This window comes from Candidatus Nitrohelix vancouverensis (assembly GCA_015698305.1).
GTDB lineage: Bacteria > Nitrospinota > Nitrospinia > Nitrospinales > VA-1 > Nitrohelix > Nitrohelix vancouverensis.
The window spans coordinates 1,496,529-1,513,760 of the sequence record CP048620.1 but is presented as its reverse complement, the minus strand read 5'-3'; the positions used below and the strand labels follow the sequence as shown (position 1 = coordinate 1,513,760).

The following is a 17,232-nucleotide window of genomic DNA, read 5'->3' as shown; positions in this document are numbered from 1 at the left end:
CTACCTCTGAACAGGGTTGCCCCAAGGGGACTCATTTGGATAGGCGAAACCCATATTGCCCAGGCTTGCCATTTCACGAGCTTTTCGTTCATCAATTTCCTGCCCCGCCATGATTTGCGGCGTGAGCATGATCACCAATTCCGTTTTTTCAACGGTGCGTTCGACATGCTGGAACAGACGCCCCAGGATGGGCAGATCGCCCAACAGAGGAACGGAATTATCCTTATCCTCCTTACGGGTTTTCATCAAACCGCCGATCACGATCGTTTGCCCGTTGCCGGACAACACCACGTTGTTCGATTCTCGCACGTCCAGAATAGGAACGATGTTGATCCCGTCCGGCGATGTGCGCTCTCCATTTTTCTCGGTGATGCTGGTGTTGATGCTCATCATGATATTTCCGTTGGAATTGATCTGCGGCACCACGTCCATGACAATACCGATGGTCACCGCTTCCGGGGTGAAGGTCGTCGTCGCCGCCGTCGTCGTCGTCGCCGGGGTCGTTTCAGGAACGAAGAAAATATCTTCCGTGCCCACCTTGATCACTGCCCGTTGATTGTTCAGGGTCGCGATTTTTGGATTGGACAAAACGTTCACATTGCCCTGTTTGGACAAGGCGTCCACCACCACGCTGAAATTCGCGTTGGCGATTCCATAAGTGAAATTAGCCGCTCCGGTGATCGTTGCATTCTCCAATCCGCCTAAAATTGTGCCCGCCCCTGTATCGGAAGATGCGAGCGTGATCGGGCTGACCTGGCTCCAGTCGATGCCGAGCTTGTATTCATCGTTCAAGGTCACCTCGATGATCTTCGCCTGAATGAACACCTGGCGATGCACCGAGCCTTCGACCATTTCCAGGACTTCCGCAACTTTCATCAAAATGTCAGGGTAATCTTTAACGATGACCATTCCCGCCTGCCGATTGACCGTGAAATAGGGCCGCTCAGGGTCGCCTGCGACAGCGCTTGAAGCGCTGGATGACGAGCTGGATGAACTGGACGCGCTTGAAGAACCGCTCAAAGAATCTCCCGTAGCGCTGCCTATGTCGGCCGAACCCAGGTCTGCATCCGGCGCCACGCCGGAGGAAGATGGGCTTCTTGCCGACGCCGACACGATTTGTCCAAGACTTTCAATGATCTCCGTCCACACATCGGCAACTTCCTGGGACTCAATGGAACTGGTGGAACGTCCCGAACCGCTGTTTCCCGAACTGGCTCCAGACTGCGCGCTCGTGTCGCCGCTCCTGCCGCCGCCGCTGGATGAGGACAGATTGCTGTTGCCCACGCGGCGCGACATGATGTAATTCAAATGAAAAATCCGCGTCTCAAGTTTCTCCGGCGTCACCCGAAGGGTGGATTCGTCCAGCTCATAACGAATACGCAGAGGGCTCAATATATTTTCCAGCGCCTGTTCCAATGGAACGTCCTTCAAATCAACCGTTACGCGCTGGTCGATCGAAGGGTCGATCACCAGATTCTGAGGGATTTCATTGGACAAGGCGAACAAAACCGTTTTCACATCCACATCCCGCGCCGAAAGCGTAAAGGTCGGGCTGGTCGAAGCGGAGTGAGTCGTCAGATCGGACTGAAGCAGGGTGATCTCATCAGGCAAACCTTTTCGTTCAGTCGCGACAGGCTCCGAGTGCGCTGTCGCCGCCGGTTGCAATTGCACCAGATTTTCCAAGGGTTTGACCGGAGACGCATCGCTATCCGGCCCGAGTTGCGCGGTCGCGCAGGACAGGCCTTGACTGCTCATTAAAAACAAGAGCGCTAACGAACGATATCGTTTGAAAGTAGAAAACATACAATTACTTTAAATTTATATAAATTTATACACAGACAAAATAACGCAAGCCGCGCTAAAAGTCCATTAAATTATTGTATTAATTAAACTTAATGCCTTTCAAGGAACTTCCAGGGCATTGTTTCGAGGGAGGGGGACTGTCCAGAAAATTTCAAAGACAGGGGGTCGCGCTCAAGGGGATCTCTGTTTTCGCACCTGCAATGAAAAACGCATCGGATCGATCACCGGCGTTTGCAGGGTTAGTATCTTGCGCGCCGTTCCATCCTGCAAGCTGACCTGAGTGTCCATGATCTCTATCAACTGCCGACCGAACACCATGTCCCCTTCAAAAAAGTTGAAGCCGTTGATTACGGCCTGTCTCTTGCCATCCGACTGAATCACCGCTTCAAGAAACAAGGTTTGCAGAGGCTCCTCCGGGACTTTGTCCTTGGGATAAACGCCTGCAGGGAAGGTGAACGGATTGTCCCGAATCACAAAAATCTCCTCGCGCTCATCATTCACCTGCGCAGGCGTTTCCGAAGACGAAACGTCATCTACGCCCGAAGCGCCCAGCAAGCAAGGGAGCGCCAGAAACAGGGCGAGACAAGCCGCGCGTTTCCAGTCAGGGCGATTGGAAGCCAGAGCGTTTGAGTTCATAAAACGTACATTTTCAAAAACAATCGGGTTTCAATGAGAGGCAAAATATCCTCATTCCGCAAAATCTCAAAACTCTTGATCCCAATCACCGCGGGCATGCGCGTCAACGAATCCATGAAATATTTGACGCTTTCATAATCGCTGTTCATGACCAGGATCAAAGAAAATTCTTTCAATTCGAGCGAACCGCGTTTGATCTGCTTCTCCCTCGTCCTGATATTTTTAATGATGATGCCGTTATAACTCGCCTCGGTCTGCAGAGCGTTCATGATACCCAGCGCCTTGCCCTCCAGCAGCGCCCGCATTTCAGCGATTTCCTTATCCAGCGCGTCAACGTCTTCCTTCAATTTTTCTATTCGTTTCTCAGGGTTGCTGACCGCCATTTGTTGCATGGATAGCTGAATTGCTCCCAGCGGTTCGACGACCTTTACCATTTGAGTTTTGACCTGTTTATGTTTTTGTTCCAATATTTTAAAATCAAACTCATAGAACAGGTACCCAATCGCGGAAACCACGGTGATCAATAAAAAGAGCTGATCCCGCTTGGAAATATTCTTAAGATCTACTTTTTCGACTTTAACCGCCATAATATCGCCTTGCCAGCATCACGCTGTATTTCTCTCATGCGGAATCAGGTTGAGTTCAAACGTCAATCCAGGGCTTGTAAAACGTCCATCCTTGACAGGCTCCGTCTTGATAATATGAATTTCTTTAAATGCTGGAGACTTGCGTAAATCCTCCAGAAAATTCCTCAGGGAAACCTGCGCGCCGAGATCCTCGCCAAAAATATTGCCCTGCAGACGAATCATCAAACGGTTGAGTTGCGGCGCCAAACCCTCCTCCTCATCATCCTCTTTACCAAAACTGGCGTCCGTATAATGCAGTTGCGACAAAGACACATTGCTTCCAGTCGCCATAGCGATCTCTTCAAGGATTTCCCAGAAATCCACAGGCGCGGAAGAACTTCCGGGAAAACTGCGTTTCTCGCGCTTCAGATTCTGAATCTTGTTTTCCAGCCCATCGATCTCTTTTTTGGGTCCCTGCATCTCCCCCAATTTGTTTTGCAGGCTGGCAAGAAGGGCTTTATTCTCCTCAAGCTTTTTCTCATCCACTTTAATCTCTTCTCGCAATTGCATGCTGTATGAAGCCATTCCCGCAAGCAAAAAAGGAATAAAAGCAAACGGAGCGAGTTTGATCAATAATTTTTTAACGGAGAATTTGAACCGTTCCGGCAACAAGTCGATTTTCGAACACTGCCCCACCGCCAGGCCTGCCGCCGCAGTGAGGCTGGGACCGATCATTTTCGCCTGTTCCTTTGTCAATTCCAGGGAACCGGTTTTAGCCTGAAACAAGGTGTTGCAACGATCGATCTCCATATCCAGACTTTGATCGAGCAACTGGTACATTCCTTTCAACCCCACTCCGCCGCCGGATATGATCAGACGATGCACCTTGTCCGTCTTGTACTTGTTCTTGAAATATTCGATGGAACGGTTGAACTCTTCAACTTGTTTGGTGACGACGGGAAGAATGCGTTCGCGGATGACCGTCAGAGGTATACCCTCCTCGGTTTTTCCCGCGGCGTCTTCGGCAGGCAGGCCGAATGTTTTTTTGATGGTCTCTGCGCGGACTTCGTCCACCGTCACCGTGTCCCGGTTCTCGATTTCATAATCGCCGACCAGAGAGGCGGTGATATTTTTTCCGCCATTGGGGATTTCGCGCGAGAACAGCAATTGCGATTCGCTGACAAAATAGACGCGGGTGCGTTCGGACCCCATGTCGATATAGCTGGTCACCTGGTGAGGCTTGACCGTGTTGACAGCCAAATCGTAGTCCCACAAAGCCATGGGGACGACGGTCACGCCGAGGGGTTGCAAACCCGCCTGGCGGACGATGTCCACCATGAACGGGATCACATCTTCGCGCACAAACACTGTGAGGACTTCGTAGAAAATGGAGCCGTCTATTTCAGTTTCCTTGACGATATGATAAGCAATGTCCGCTTTTTCCAGATCGAACAGAACTTCCTCTCTTGCATTCCACTTGATCGCGTCTTTCAACTCATCCAGCGGCATCTTGGGAAGAACGGCAGTTCGGATAACGACGTTGTGTCCGCTGACAGAAATATAAACTTTTTTCCCTTTAATGTTATTTTCCGAAAACATTCTGCGGATCAAAGCGCCCAGGGCTGGCGCGCGTTTTTTCTCCTGCGCGATCTCGGCGGGAATCTCCGTCAAACCAAACCGGACAATTTCAAAACCCTTTTCACGGCTTATAATTTCCACCACCTTGATGGAATTGAAGCCGATATCCAGGCCGATGCTTGGTTGATTGATTTTATTTATTTTTGAGGGAAGTTGAAGTTTCATCTACACATCCAATGCGTTGACCCAAGTGCGCCCCTGTCTCGAAAAACCATAGAGACCGCTTTCATTATCGCATATTCTTCTGGCGTCGGCTACGACTTTAATCGCAAAAGCCATTGAAAAAATTGAACTAATTGGATCAGCTCTCGTTTGAACGGTTTTTAGGATCAACCGCCGCTCTGGTCGGGAGGATTGAATGTCGTCGGGGCGCAATTGCCAATGCCCTCTGAATCCGACCCCGCGCCATCGTCATAGGTCAAGGTGGCGTTGTTCGACAAGGTCACCGAATCGCCGGATATCGACCCCGTCACGTCGGCGTTGTTTTTAATAATCACCGTATCGTTCGCCAGAATGGCGCCTTTGAAAGTGGTCGAGTTTTTGATCGAAACATCGTCCACCGCCTGAACCAGTAAATCGCCTGCGAAGGACATCACATCGTTGATGCGCGCGGAATTGGACAGGAGGAAATCCGTTTCGACTAAAACGTCGAGCGCCCCATAGACCAGAATCTCTGAGGAATTTTTCAACTCCATCTCGCCGCCGATGTTGATCGTCAGGATGCCTTTGACATCCAAACTGGAGGTATTACTCATTTTAAAATCATTCGCCACATACATCGTAATCATCGATTCCGCGTTGCTTCCTGTTTCATAAGCGTTCCCTAACGGAGTCGTGAAGGTAATATCATTGACGCTGATACTGGAGATCGTTTTCTCTTCGCTCGTGACGCCCGTCGACGAATCGGTAAAATCAGCGGCTGCGGATGTGCCGTAGGTGTCAATGAGCGAATCGGAAAGCGTCAAGGTCGAAGTCCCTCCCCCGGAATCCACCGTTTCCTCTTCCGCATCGTCGTAGGGACTCGAACCCGTAACGCTATTGACAATCTTGACAAGCGGCGATGAACCCAGCGCGGGAGAATTCGTGTCAAGATCCACCGATGTTCCCGATGCTCCAGACGATCCAATTTGGGCGCCCGGCGTCAAACGCACCTTCATACCCACGACGAAATCTGAAGCGTCGCTCACAGAAATTGTAGACGTCCCCGCTGTTGCCTGAGCGGTAAAATAACTCTGCGCGCCGATCTCATCGGAATTAGTTCCGTCCAACGTGAAGCTACAATATTGATAAGGAGAGGCAAAGGACGGAGAGCCGTTCGAATAGACAGGGTAATCCGTACAACCGCTGGGATCGCCAGGAAACCCACTCGGGAAAATACTGGTGACCGATGTCACCGGACAAACTGACTCCGGGCCGTTGGGATCGCTGGAACTGGCGCTGTTGAGAATATTCACCCCCGTGCAATAGGAAATCGCCTGTTCGCCGAGCACGCAGGTCGAACTTCGCGAGACCGTCGAAGAGATCACCCGCTCCGCCCCGCGAAAGGTGCCGGTCGAGGTCACGCGGATATTGTCGGCGTCGTTGATCGAGTGCTGGGAGAACTCAACGGTAAAAAACTCTTCCCCTGTATTGCTGGGAAAATTCTTACTGATCTTGGTCCCCGGCGTAGTAATGAAATCCGTTTTCCAGTCCGTACTGCTGGCGATGGGGCAATTGGCGTCGTGGTCGCGCAAACATTTTTCCACATAACGCACTCCCGCATCGGCAACGAGGAAGGCGTTGAGAGAGGTGTAAGCCACCGATGCGCCAGATTGTTTCTGAGACGTTTCGGCGAGAAAATTCAGACTGATCGCTCCGATAATCGCAATCGCCACAACGACAGCGATCAACATGGAAACGCCGTCTTCCTGCCTGCGCAAACGACCCGGCAAATTCTTTAGAGAAGGTTTCATCATACGCCCACTTTGGACCTTGGAAATACCGCCGTCATTAATTTAAAATTCTGTCCATCCGTATCGGTCAGAGTCATTTTGAATTCATAAAAACTGCTTCCCGATTGCGTGATCGAGAAACTGGAAATATTCTCAGCAATCGTGTGCGCTCCGGAAACGTCGCCCGTTCTGGTCAAAACTCCGCCGGAATACGAATAGCTGACATTTGTCGACGTGTCCTGCGCATAACCGGAAGTGGTTATCGTGATCGAGGTCGACGTGAAACTGGCGATGCTATTGGCGAATCGAACCTCGCGCGCCATACGGTCGAGCGCAATTTTTGCTTCATCCACCAGACTTTTCTGCCCGGACACCAACTGCCCCATTTGCATCGTGCGCGACAGGAACTGGACCGAGAACCCACCCAGAATACCAATCAACACCATGCCGATGATGAGTTCGATCAAAGTGAAGCCCGCTTCGCCTCCGCGCCGATTATCTGTACGTACCCGTCGCGTCATCATCACATTCCAAAAAATTCATAGAATTCGTAGGAGTCGCCCGACGAATGCGTGATCGTCAAGGTGACTTTCTTACCAAACGTTGCGCCGCCGCTCTGCGTGCTGGGCGTTCCGGCGGTGACGTCTTCTATAGACCATGTATAAGTGTAATCCGTAAAATCCGCTACCGAGCAGGAGATATTCCCCAGCCCGGTTCCATTGGCGACAAAATTGGCGCAGGTTGAATGCGAATCCGTCGACGCGGCCAGATCGTCATAGCCCAGTTCGGCAAAGGCCTCCATCTGCCTCTGCGCAAGATAAGTGGCCTGCACGGCGATCTCCGGTCTCTGCGAATCGCCCAAACCGGAAAACGGAATCATGATGCTGGGAATCGCAATGCCAATCAGCACGATGGCAATGATGATTTCTATCAAGGTCATGCCCGAATCATCGTTGGCAAGGCGCCTCATGAATTGAAGTCGCGGCCCCGGGCACGCGGTTCTAATTTTAGAATCAAGCATAAGTCACCCGCCCCGAGTAGGCCTTCACGGTGATCGTCACGCTTTCGTTTCCATCGCTGATCTGTACCGTTGTATCGAGTCCGCCGTTTTCCGGTTCGCCATGTTTGTTGAATGAAACCGTGGCTCCTGAAGATATAAAGACGCCTTCAGGCAGTTGACGAGTGACGCTAAACATATTCTTGGGGTCCGTGATGCTGTAACTCGTCTGCCCTGTAGTGAAAGTGATCCCGATTTCACCCGTCGTCGAAGGGTTGCGCGACATTGCCAGTTCCTGAACAAAACGAATATCCGTGCGCACGGTAGAAGCCGCCGTGGTCACGCCAATGTTGCCGGTGTTTATTAAGGGCAGGACCACTGCGGCGAGAATCCCTAAAATAAGGATCACGCTGATGACTTCTATCAGAGTGAACCCGGAATCTCCCTTGCGGAAACCTTCGTTTTTTTGAAAATGAAGCATATTTTTTTCTCGTCTCCTATCCATTTTATTATAGGAGTGGGCGGGAAAAGAGTCAAAACAAGAAAAACCGCAACAATTTTTTTTTCAATGAAATAGACTGAAAAATCGCCCTGTCTTCCAGCGCCGCCAACAGATTCAAAAATTTCGCTTGAGTCCCATACCTCCTGTTCTTATACTTTAAGTGTAATCAAAAATACTAAAAGAAGATTTGCCGCGACATGAAAACCGACTCGAAAATCAAATTGGGAATCGCTCTGATCGCTTCCGCGATTGTCGTGGCAGACCTGTCTCCGAAATCGTCCTTTGCAGTTACTCCTTTACTGAACCCTCTCCTGAATCCCGTCATTTCGTCTGATAAAGACAAGGACAAAGATAAGGATAAGGACAAAGACAAAGATAAAGATAAAGACAAAGATAAGGACGTCGATACGGAAGCGGCAGAGGACGAGGGCGTAACCTATACTTACGATCAGTCCAGCTTTAACCACACCTGGACCGAATGCGAGATCAACAAAATCCAGATTGAATACGATGAAGACTTTGCCGCCACCGACGACGCGGGCGGCCCCAATATATTGGTCCAGGGAACAGACGAAGCCACCTGCACGCTGACCATTACTAAAATCAGCGGCGGCGAAGATTGCGGTTTCTACTGGAGCAAAACGAAAAATATTTTGCGCGTCCAGACCGATGCGATCAATTCGGCCAGTAATTGCGAGATGACGATTTCCGCAATCATCCCCAGAGAAACTAAAATTTTCCCTAAAAACCCTCCGGTCCCTGAAACAGATGACGAACTATAAAAAATACATAGTGTCAGCGTTCATTGCCTTCGCCGTTCTTTCGGCGGACTGGAAGCAGTTTGTCCTTGAAGGAACCTTACAGCCTCTGTCTCCTCAAAGCGCTTTGGCCTTCTTCCATAATAGCGATAAGGATAAGGACAAAGATAAAGACAAAGACAAAGACAAAGATAAAGATAAGGACAAAGACAAAGACAAAGATAAAGATAAGGACAAAGACAAAGACAAGGATAAGGATACCGATGCGGACGCTAACTATGCTTGCTCCATTTTAGAGCGAGGTATTTGCGCCGCCAGAGGCGTCGTCAAGATCGAAGGGATGAAAGCGAAAATGGACGCTTATTCCAGCTCTGGAAGTATTCTCGCAGACGTAACCTCAAAGAATGTCACCTTGCAGTCCACAACAGGCGACTTGTCAGGCAAAGGCCTGATCGGTCATGGAAAATTTGATACGATTGAAGGAAATATTCGGGTTCAATATTGCGTGAAGCCCGATTCGATCGGCGGCAACAAGGTTTTGACGGTCAATCAGACCGTCGCGCTAGATGATATCGCAGACTCGACCGATGCAGAAGATGCCGGAGACGAGGAAGGCGGCAACGCGGTGAACTTTCTGTTTCCGAGGGATTCCAAATTCAACAATCAATTCATTTCTGTCGACTCAAAAACCGTCAACAAGTTCAGCAACTGCCCCAGCTGTCGCTTCCTGCTTCAGGGAGAAAGTAAAAACTACGTGTTCTTCAGTTCATTCAGAAACCGTGGTTGCCCGTATTAAAAAAATCAGTTCCCCCCGATTCCAAAACCAATCAAAAACAATTTGAAGTGTTGCGCTGTCGTTCCCTCTTGGCAATAGTGATAAAATACATGGATCAAAGCGTAAAACTGTAGCGTAACGTATGCGGCAAATGCGTCCAGCACGATTCGGCGATCAAAAGTCCAGGGCTTGCGCGAATCCCTTTTTTTGCGCATCAACCAGAACTGCGCAACCGTGATCCCCAGACTCAACAAAACAAAATAAGGCCATTGGCGCAAGGCTCCGGCAATATTTCCCCAGGCCACGCCCTTATAAAAAACCGCTTCACTAAGATGCCCCCACACCATATTACCGACGCCCGCCGCCGCAAAGGTGGCGCAGGCGATCCGCAAATAGGGTCGAGTACGGAAACAACGAAAAAAGACCGGATAGTAAAAAACCTTAACGAGGAATTCGCGATAATGAAAAGTAAATCGCGACCACAGCGCGACCATATTGGTCGAAAGCCAGGGGTAATTGAAATAAGGATCAATGCGATAACCGCAAATTCTCCACAAGCCCACCTTGAAATGCACGACGCCGCCCCATATGGCGGTCCACCTCAATAAATCCATCAAGCTGGTCAACAGAACGGTAGACGTAGTTACCTGCCCGTCAAAAATAAAATGGCAGGTCATCTGTCTATTCCTTGAAAAAACGACAAACCCCAAATCCTGCAATACAGCAAGCAAAAGATAAACGCCCCATTGCGCCAGAACCAGATAGGTGATTGAAAGCGCCCACAATCGCAAGCCGTCGACAATCAGTCGATTCTTGTCTTCGCAATAAAAATTATTCTGGCAATAGGCGTAGCCCTGCCCGATCGTCACGCCCCAGTTCCAGTTGCCTATCTGCCCCGGCGCCATGAAAACGGAGAGATAGGACCAGAAGCTGATATCCGCCGGAATCTGCCCATCCTTATAGTCGACGTAATAAAGAAGCAGGCGCTCCCAATGCCAGAAGAATAGTAAAACGCCGAGCGCAAGCTCAAAAGTTTGCCCGGAAAGACCTTCCCAGACCGCGCCTCCCAGAGCCACAATCATGGCGGACTGCGTTGCGACCACGCGCAGACAGGGCGCCAGACGCGGAGCGTCCAGCGCGCGGATCAAAAGGTAACGATACAGGACTGCTGAAGCGACGCCGCAAGTCACAGCAATCAAAATCGCCCAAACAGAAAGCGCTTCATAAGTTCCCAGCGCGAGATAGCCGAGAAAACCGGGCCATCCCGCGAGCCAGACGCGCAGACCGCGCGCCGGGTGCAGAACCAGATACACAATAGCGTGCGATGCGGCCAGACCGGCGATCCCCCTTAGCCCGTAAAGGATAGACACAATCACGCAAAATGAGATTACAAGGGACGGACGTTTTAAATCGAGAGGAAGAAAATAAACCAGCAGGAAAGCGATGGCGACGCCGACGAACAAAACAAACCGTTCATCGTCGTTATCGTATAGCCAGGTCATGGGAACGTACAGTTCACTGCTGACGTTATCGTCGTCAAAAACTTTTTCCGGGTGCCATCCCACCGCATCGGCGACCGCTTTCGGAAGCGGCGCGCCAATCTCGTCCGCCGCCTGGGTGAACAAATAAATATAGACGCACAGAAAAGCGAGAACGAGGACGACCAAAGCGGGCGAATGACGATCATTCGCCAATTGGGTTTCGCGGCTGACCGGGGCGGCTCCCAGTAATCCGGCCATCAGCCTGCGTTTGACTGAAGGCGCTCTTCGACGAAAGACGCCAGGGTTTGAATACTTTGAAAATGAGAGGGGTTCACATCGGCGCGCGCCACTTCAACGCCGAATTGCGTTTCGATAAAAAGGATGGTGTTTACGATTGCGAAGGAGTCCACAAACCAGTCCTCCAGCAGATTCGTGGTCGCCTCCAGAACAACGCCGGGATTGGGAAATTCCGCTTCGATGAAGTCGCGGAGTTGAGATTCGATTTCTGTCTTACTCATAACGCCCTTGATTGTATTGTTCGCGGAGAGCCTTTCGATCCAGCTTGCCGTTAACCGTCTGCGGAAAGGTCTCCACCTTGATAAAGCGTCGTGGAAACATATAGGTCGGTAAACGGTCTTTGAAGTCCGCGCGTTGCGGCGGCCCTTCGTAGCCCTTCACCGCCATATAGCAGGCGATGATCGCCTTGCTGTCCGCGTCGTAAAACACGCAGGACTGCGCGATTCCCTCCAGCGCGTTCAAGGCGTTTTCGATTTCCCCGGACTCGATGCGATGCCCCTGATGCTTGAACTGACCGTCGTTGCGTCCCGTCAGATAAATCAAGGCATCCTTGCCCGATACGTATCCCATATCGCCGGTTTTATAAATGATCTCATCACAGCGCCCCGGCTCCGGGTTTGCGATGAACGCCTGTCGCGTCAACTCCGGCTCGTTCCAATAGCCCAGCGCGACCCCCGCTCCGGCGATGCAAATTTCCCCAGGCGTATCCGCGCGTTCGATCAAATGCCCCGCATCGTCGAGCAGAAGGATACGGTGATTGCGGCAGGGTTTGCCGATTGGCGTCGCTTCGAGCGATTCCAGTTCATCGCCGAAAATCCAGTAGGTCGTATCGACCGTCGCTTCCGTCGGTCCGTACAAGTTGGACAACAAGGCGTCGGGAAATAGTTCCCGCAACTGACGCAACACGCTCAAGGGCATCGCCTCACCGGCGAACAGAATTTTTTTCAGACCGGGAACCTCTCCACTGCGCCAGATTTTCAACGCAAGCATATTGGAAATCAAGGAAGGCGTCCAGAAAATGAAATTGATCCGGATCGATTCCAGGTATTCTCCCAGCAAGGGGGGAAAGGCCAGCGTGTCCCGCGGGATCAAGTGCAGAGTCGCTCCCGTGAAAAAACAAAGGTAAAGGTCCAGAGTCGAGTTATCAAAACAAAGCGGCGCCTGACTGCCGATCGTCTCGGCCTCGCTGACCGCGTAGGTTTCAATCGCCCATTCAATATAATCGATCACCGAAGCGTTGGAAATGGCGACGCCTTTCGGTCTGCCCGTCGTGCCCGAAGTGTGCATGATGTACAGGGGACAAGCGTCGGCTCCGTGCGCCAATCGTTCGAGCAAGGCTTGCTCCAATCCCGCCAGATTCTCTGATTGAACGGGCGCTTCGTCGTAGACCTCGTCGTTCAATGTGATCCGCCCAGCCTCTTCTCTGAGCCAGAGGAACTCGCCCAGCGATTTAAAAATCTCTCGTTTTCTCCCCGGCGGACTTTCCGGGTCGAGCGGCGCGTAAATATTACCGCTCAATTGAACCGCGACCAGAGCTATAATGGCGTCGATGGATTTGGGCAGGTCGATCGCCACAGGCAAACCGCGATCAGGAAATCGAACGCTGATCCAGCGAGCCAGATGCAGGGCGCGATTCCAGACTTGTAAAAACGAAACGCTTGCGCCGGAGTCGACAATCGCCGTCTTGTCGGGATATCGTTCAACCGTCGTTTTCAAATAATCAATCGCCAGCACGACTTGATCTTTCAAGCATTCATGGATTCCCAGAATTATTTTTTGCAATGACCATCACTCAACATCTCTCAATAAAAAAACGGGCGTTCCTCATCGTTTTTGCGTTCACTCTGCTAGGCGCGGCTTCATGGCAGGGAATCCGACTCGTCCAAATCTTTAGCGGCGAAGCCTCTCCCACGCGAGCGAATCTCATCATCGTCACCCTCGACACCTTGCGCCCCGATCATCTCAACGCCTATGGTTACTCGCGCGACACCAGCCCCGTCATGCAAGCGCTCGCCAATGAAGGTTTGCTGTTTGAAAACGCCTTCAGCATCGCCACCAATTCCGCGCCTTCGCACGCCAGCCTGCTGACAGGACTGTACCCCTTCCAGCATGGGCTGGTCGACAACGGGCAAGCTCTACCCGATCACGCGCCGATTCTATCAGATTTTTTAAAAGGCAAGGGTTACGAAACCGCCGCCTTTGTCGGTTATTATGCGCTCGCCGAGGAATCGGGTCTCAACCGCGGCTTCGACACCTTTGAATATCATAAAATAGAAAGCCACGACCACGACGATAAATCTCTGGAAAAAGACATCGCCGTATTCACGGCGTTTCGCAACTGGCTCGAAAACTGGAGCAATCTCACAAAAGAGCCGTCAAATGAGGTCAGTCAAAGAGAAAATTTCTTCGTCTGGCTGCATGTTCAAAATATTCATGAAAGTTACGACCCGCCGCCGCCCTACGATTCCATGTACGCCGACATTCCGCCGCCTCAAACGCTGGAAGGGTTCGACGGTCTCTTCAACATCCGTTGCTCCAACGATCTGGCGACGGCATGGCGACAAGGCCTGTTGCCGGACGAATTCAAAGGACCTGTTCAGGCTTTGTACGATGGCGAAATCCGTCTGGTCGACGATCAACTCGGCGAGTTGATCGACCTGCTGAAACGAAAAGGCCTTTACGACAACACCGCCCTCTTGCTGGTCGCCGATCACGGAGAACTTCTGTTCGAGTATCCAGAGGGAGGCGTTTTTAAAAAGGGACCGGGGCACACCGCCCGATATTACGACCCGGCCATCCGCATTCCGCTAATCATCAAACCGCCAAAAGCAAAAGCGATGCAACCGCACCGGGTGAAACGCATGGTCTCAAGCATCGACGTTGCGCCGACCGCTCTTGACCTGCTCGGCTTCCCGTCCGTCGCCGGGCTAGCCGGTCATTCGCTCCTGAACGATACGCACACGCCCTATGTGTTCGCGCAGGAAACTCCCTATGAAACCGAATATGAAATGATTCGCTCCAAGGACTGGAAATTGGTCCGTGAAACTGATGACTTTGGCGACGAGCGTCGCCTCCTGTTTGATCTGCGCAACGCAGGAATAGAAAATGAAGTGTCTGAACAACATCCCGAAAAAGTCAGCGAGTACGTCGCGCTCCTCGATCAATGGAGGCGCGATCATACTTCCAAGCCCTCAGTTCAGGACAATAAAGAAATCAGCGACGCCATGCGCGCCGCGCTGATTGCAGGCGGCTATCTGCCAAAGGAAACGCCATGAAAACTTTGCCGACGAAAACCATTCTCTGCGTCCTGCTTGCCTGCGATTTGCTATTCCTGTTACTGCACAGCGCCTACGCAGACCATTCGCAAATCGGAACGCTCATCGATCTCGGCGGCGAAGGCAACCTGCCGACCTGGTATTCCAGTTTCAAATTCACCCTGGCCGCTATCGCCGCCCTCGCCTGCGGCTACGACAGCGCGCAACGCTCCCCGCGTGAAAATAATTTCAGCGTTTATGGATGGTTTGCAGTCGCAGTCCTGATGCTCGCCATGTCGGCCGACGAAACCGGACAGGTTCATGAAACCGCGACGCGATGGATCATGCAAAGCGAAGGGGGACAAAATCTGCGGGATTATTTTGGCGTGTCCGAAGCGGGCGGCGCCTTGTTGTGGGTCGTCCTGCTATCGCCCCTTCTTCTGGGGATCGGCGGCGCCTTGTGCATTTTTTACTACCTGCAATTTCGATCCACGCCGCATCTGTTCAAATGGGCCGTCGTCATGACCGCCCTGTTCGTTTTCGCCGCCGTACTCGAAACCGTTCAGGCCAAACTGTTTGGAAGCGCGATCGACGCGCAGAGCTTGAGCCGATACAAAACCCTTTCCAATATCGAGGAAATGTCCGAACTCGCGGGCTCCAGCCTGCTCGTCTGGATACACATTTCGTTTTTCAAGGAACGGCAATAATAATATTAGCCTCATCTACAAAATCATTTCACTACGCAGATTCCCTGCAGGATCAGGCGGTCTCATGGATACCCGTCAAACCGCCTGACCCCTTGGGAAATATTTCCTACTCGTAATCCTCATTCAAGGATTTCAGGAAACGAGTCAGAGGTTGAACATCCCTCTGCTTAATAAAAATATCTTTCAGTTCAGGCGCTGCATTGCGCAACTTTTTCTTGCGCGCCAGATCCGAAGACTCCCTGTAAAACTCAACGACATCTTCAATGCGATTCTCCTGTCCGTTGTGCATGTACGGAGCGGAATGTCCCAGATCGCGCAATCCCGGCGTCTTGAATAAAGCCACGGAGCCGTCCAGCAGTTTGTGGTTCCAGCACTTGCCGAAGACTTTCTTAATCAGGCGACGGTTTTGGTAAAGCGTCTCCATCTCAAATTGCTGGCCAATTTCCTTTTCGCAAAGAAGTTTCCACAGCCGTTGTTGAGAACTCGGGAAATCCGGGTTGGCATAGACATTCCACAAGCCCAGATCGGTTTTGGTACTATCTGCTTCAGGCACGCTTCGAAACATTCCGGAAGCGTTGGGATGCGCCGGAGTCGCCGGAAGGTAGCGGTCGTGATGCGCCAGCCGTTTGAACAGTCCCGGTATTTTGATCCGTTTGAATGCCCCCCTGCGATGGATTGCGTCGTATTCTTTTTGCGTCGCCCCGGTATTATGAAAATTGAAGTCGGTGAAATTCGGCGCCGCATGGCAGGCCACGCAATTTCCAACGCCGCTCTTCTTTTTCGGCCCGCGTCGATGCTTGTTGCTGGATTGCGTCAGAAAAATTTCCAACCCCTTTAATTCCTCCCGACCGAATTCAAAATCCTGATCGTGAAACTGAAAGCTCCCGTCCACGCCGTCCCGCACATAAACCGGACTCGACAGGTTCTTGATTTCTCTCAACAGACGCTGGCTGTATTCCAGCTCTCTTTCGCCATTCGCCGGTTTACGATCCAGACTATTCTTTTCAAGAAACACATCATAAGGCGAGAGATTAAATTCATCCGTCGCCTCATCCCGACTGAAGGCCAGGTCGGTGACGTAAGCGGAAATGATTTTGGCGACCGCCGAGAAAATCATATCGTCGGTCGTCGCCGGATCGTCCACGTCGACCTGGAATTCTTCCGGCAGGACCAGGTCTTCGATCAGGGCTCCGCCACCATCCCGCGGATTGCCGCGCAGAACTTCTTTATAGGCCCCGCCAAATTCCTGCGCCAGTTCTCCAAGACCGTTGTCGTCGCGAATGATCGACGCCGTATGCGCTATCGCCTGCTCGCTTTCCGTCGCTAACCAGCCGTAGTTGCGGCCCGACAAAGTACCCTTGACCAAATCTTCCATCGTCGCAAACTCGGCATCGAAGTGAAAAAAGAAACCGCCGCGCCGCGGCAGGGAAGCGTTCACCAGAGGCGGAGAATTACGCACCGCAAACAACTGACCGTCGCCGCCTTCAGAAACCGGGCGATCGGGGATTGGACTGCGCGGCGCAAAATCGCCATAGGACCGCATTCCCCCGCCAAGCTCTTCCAACTGAGCATCGACCAGATGACAGGCCGAACAATTCATCGACTGCCCGGCGAAAGGCCCCGGCAGGGATCCATTGACAGTCGCAGTCGTATCCATAACGGGATCCCCCGCTAGCAGTTCGTGATTGGCGTCTCCCCCCGAATTGGCGAAGAAAAACTGGGCGAACCGGGTTTCCAGAAACAAGCGTTCCCCGATCGCAATTTCCGCGGGATCGGCCTCCTCTTCAGCGCAGACCACGGATACGGATAGCGCGCTAGCGAAAAGAATCGTTGCCAAACGCGCAAGATTCCATTTCAGTGATTTTGATATAAACATTGATTTTTCCC

The 17,232-nt window shown here is 51.7% G+C and carries 15 protein-coding genes and 1 pseudogene; 4 read left to right on the top strand and 12 right to left on the bottom strand.

Going from position 1 to position 17,232, the window contains the following annotated elements:
* The 8 genes from G3M78_07135 to G3M78_07100 all read right to left on the bottom strand — a co-directional run bounded on the left by G3M78_07135 (position 1) and on the right by G3M78_07100 (position 8,052).
* Positions 1-1,803, bottom strand: coding sequence for a hypothetical protein (locus tag G3M78_07135; protein QPJ65173.1), 1,803 nt, complete (start codon positions 1,801-1,803; stop codon positions 1-3).
* A 171-nt stretch (positions 1,804-1,974) separates the two neighbouring features.
* Positions 1,975-2,439: a hypothetical protein gene (locus tag G3M78_07130; protein ID QPJ65172.1), complete on the bottom strand. Its 465-nt coding sequence runs from the start codon at positions 2,437-2,439 to the stop codon at positions 1,975-1,977.
* Positions 2,436-3,026 carry a hypothetical protein gene (locus tag G3M78_07125; GenBank protein ID QPJ65171.1) on the bottom strand — a complete coding sequence of 197 codons (591 nt, stop codon included), beginning with the start codon at positions 3,024-3,026 and terminating at the stop codon, positions 2,436-2,438. The genes G3M78_07130 and G3M78_07125 overlap by 4 nt, the downstream gene beginning before the upstream one ends.
* An 18-nt stretch (positions 3,027-3,044) precedes the next feature.
* Positions 3,045-4,808 carry a pilus assembly protein PilM gene (locus G3M78_07120; protein QPJ65170.1) on the bottom strand — a complete coding sequence of 588 codons (1,764 nt, stop codon included), beginning with the start codon at positions 4,806-4,808 and terminating at the stop codon, positions 3,045-3,047.
* 164 nt (positions 4,809-4,972) lie between these two features.
* Entirely contained in the window at positions 4,973-6,598 is a 1,626-nt protein-coding gene (locus tag G3M78_07115) for a hypothetical protein (GenBank protein QPJ65169.1), read from the bottom strand.
* Positions 6,595-7,095: a prepilin-type N-terminal cleavage/methylation domain-containing protein gene (locus tag G3M78_07110; GenBank protein ID QPJ65168.1), complete on the bottom strand. Its 501-nt coding sequence runs from the start codon at positions 7,093-7,095 to the stop codon at positions 6,595-6,597. Before G3M78_07110 ends, G3M78_07115 begins: the two co-directional genes overlap by 4 nt.
* 2 nt (positions 7,096-7,097) lie before the next feature.
* Complete coding sequence (locus tag G3M78_07105) at positions 7,098-7,595, bottom strand: prepilin-type N-terminal cleavage/methylation domain-containing protein (GenBank protein QPJ65167.1); 498 nt, start codon at positions 7,593-7,595, stop codon at positions 7,098-7,100.
* Positions 7,588-8,052 carry a type II secretion system protein gene (locus G3M78_07100; protein ID QPJ65166.1) on the bottom strand — a complete coding sequence of 155 codons (465 nt, stop codon included), beginning with the start codon at positions 8,050-8,052 and terminating at the stop codon, positions 7,588-7,590. The genes G3M78_07105 and G3M78_07100 overlap by 8 nt, the downstream gene beginning before the upstream one ends.
* 218 nt (positions 8,053-8,270) lie before the next feature.
* On the opposite strand from G3M78_07100, the gene G3M78_07095 reads away from it, so the two are divergent.
* A complete protein-coding gene (locus tag G3M78_07095) occupies positions 8,271-8,855 on the top strand; it encodes a hypothetical protein (GenBank protein ID QPJ63874.1) in 585 nt (194 codons plus the stop codon).
* Between the two features lie 118 nt (positions 8,856-8,973).
* Positions 8,974-9,090: pseudogene (locus tag G3M78_07090) on the top strand (ATPase).
* Between the two features lie 542 nt (positions 9,091-9,632).
* Here G3M78_07090 and G3M78_07085 read toward each other — a convergent pair.
* Genes G3M78_07085 through G3M78_07075 form a run of 3 tightly spaced genes read right to left on the bottom strand, consistent with a single transcriptional unit; the run spans position 9,633 to position 13,133 of the window.
* Complete coding sequence (locus tag G3M78_07085; protein QPJ65165.1) at positions 9,633-11,345, bottom strand: hypothetical protein; 1,713 nt, start codon at positions 11,343-11,345, stop codon at positions 9,633-9,635.
* The gene (locus G3M78_07080; GenBank protein ID QPJ65164.1) at positions 11,345-11,605 is read right to left on the bottom strand and encodes a hypothetical protein; all 261 of its coding nucleotides are present in this window, start codon (positions 11,603-11,605) and stop codon (positions 11,345-11,347) included. The genes G3M78_07085 and G3M78_07080 overlap by 1 nt, the downstream gene beginning before the upstream one ends.
* Positions 11,598-13,133: an amino acid adenylation domain-containing protein gene (locus G3M78_07075; protein ID QPJ65163.1), complete on the bottom strand. Its 1,536-nt coding sequence runs from the start codon at positions 13,131-13,133 to the stop codon at positions 11,598-11,600. The genes G3M78_07080 and G3M78_07075 overlap by 8 nt, the downstream gene beginning before the upstream one ends.
* Positions 13,134-13,165: 32 nt before the next feature.
* On the opposite strand from G3M78_07075, the gene G3M78_07070 reads away from it, so the two are divergent.
* A complete protein-coding gene (locus G3M78_07070) occupies positions 13,166-14,659 on the top strand; it encodes a sulfatase (GenBank protein ID QPJ65162.1) in 1,494 nt (497 codons plus the stop codon).
* Positions 14,656-15,345 carry a hypothetical protein gene (locus G3M78_07065; GenBank protein ID QPJ65161.1) on the top strand — a complete coding sequence of 230 codons (690 nt, stop codon included), beginning with the start codon at positions 14,656-14,658 and terminating at the stop codon, positions 15,343-15,345. Before G3M78_07070 ends, G3M78_07065 begins: the two co-directional genes overlap by 4 nt.
* A gap of 106 nt (positions 15,346-15,451) precedes the next feature.
* Here G3M78_07065 and G3M78_07060 read toward each other — a convergent pair whose 3' ends face one another.
* Positions 15,452-17,221: a hypothetical protein gene (locus G3M78_07060; protein QPJ65160.1), complete on the bottom strand. Its 1,770-nt coding sequence runs from the start codon at positions 17,219-17,221 to the stop codon at positions 15,452-15,454.
* Between the last annotated feature and the right edge of the window lie 11 nt (positions 17,222-17,232).